Here is a 1,035-nt window from a genome sequence, read left to right on the forward strand (position 1 = left end):
GGTGGCGCGTTGGGTGCCGTACATGCGGATGTAGCGGGCGTTGCCGTTGAGGTTGATGGTTTCGGTGCCTCCGGCGCCGGTGGTGGTGGTGTAGGCGTCGGTCCAGGTGGTGCCATCGGTGGACAGTTGGATCTTGTATGCCTTGGCGTAGGCGGTTTCCCAGTTCAGGACGACCTTGCACACGGTTTGTGTGGTGGCGAGATCGACCTGGAGCCATTGGGCGTCGGAGGCGGCCGATGACCAGCGGGTGCCGTTGTCGCCGTCGACTGCCGCGGTGGCCGGCGTGCCGGCGTTCTCGGTGGAGGAGGCGGTGGCGGTCTTGCCCTGGGCGGCGTTGTCGGTGCCGCAGATGCTGCTGTTGGTGCTGCCGTAGACCTGGAACTCGTAGAGGGAGTAGCCGTATCCGGTGGCGCGTTCGGTGCCGTACATGCGGACATAACGCCCGGAAACGTTTACGGGGATCGTCTGCACGCCACCGGTCCCTGTGGTGGTGGTGTAGGCGTCGGTCCAGGTGGAGCCGTCCGTGGACGTCTGGATCTTGAACGACTTGGCGTACGCCGCCTCCCAGTTGAGGGTGACGGAGGTGATGGTGTCGGTTGTGGTCAGGTCGACCTGCAGCCACTGGGGGTCGCTGAACGCGCTGGCCCAGCGGGTGCCGTTGTCGCCGTCGACAGCCGCGGAGGCGGGGGTGCCGGCGTTCTCGGTGGAGGAGGCAGTGGCGGTCTTGCCCTGGGAGAGCAGGGTGTCGGCGGCGTGTGCGGTGCGGGTGGGAACGAACAGCAGCAGGGAGGCGACCAGGGCGGTGATGACCGCCGCAGTGATTCTTCGCCGGGGCGGCGCAGCGAGTCTTGGCACCAGGGCCGGACCGGAGGGGGAGGCGAGCATGGGTAACTCTCCAGGGTCTTGAGGGTGGGAGGGACCGCGTCGGGCAGCCCATGGGAAAGCGCTCTCCCGACGGGTGCAGAGTGATGTTTCCCCTTACGATTCACCCCTGTCAAGACGTGTGCACGAGACCCACTCCGGCCCGATCAACCC

1 protein-coding gene is annotated in these 1,035 nt (G+C 67.0%); it reads right to left on the reverse strand.

Going from position 1 to position 1,035, the window contains the following annotated elements; genetic code table 11:
• Nucleotides 1–885, reverse strand: an 885-nt coding sequence (locus AB0M29_RS45245) for a discoidin domain-containing protein (protein ID WP_365393708.1), incomplete at its 3' end; no start/stop codon positions are given.
• Between the last annotated feature and the right edge of the window lie 150 nt (nucleotides 886–1,035).

The organism is Streptomyces sp. NPDC051976, assembly GCF_040680795.1.
In the GTDB taxonomy this organism is placed as follows: domain Bacteria; phylum Actinomycetota; class Actinomycetes; order Streptomycetales; family Streptomycetaceae; genus Actinacidiphila.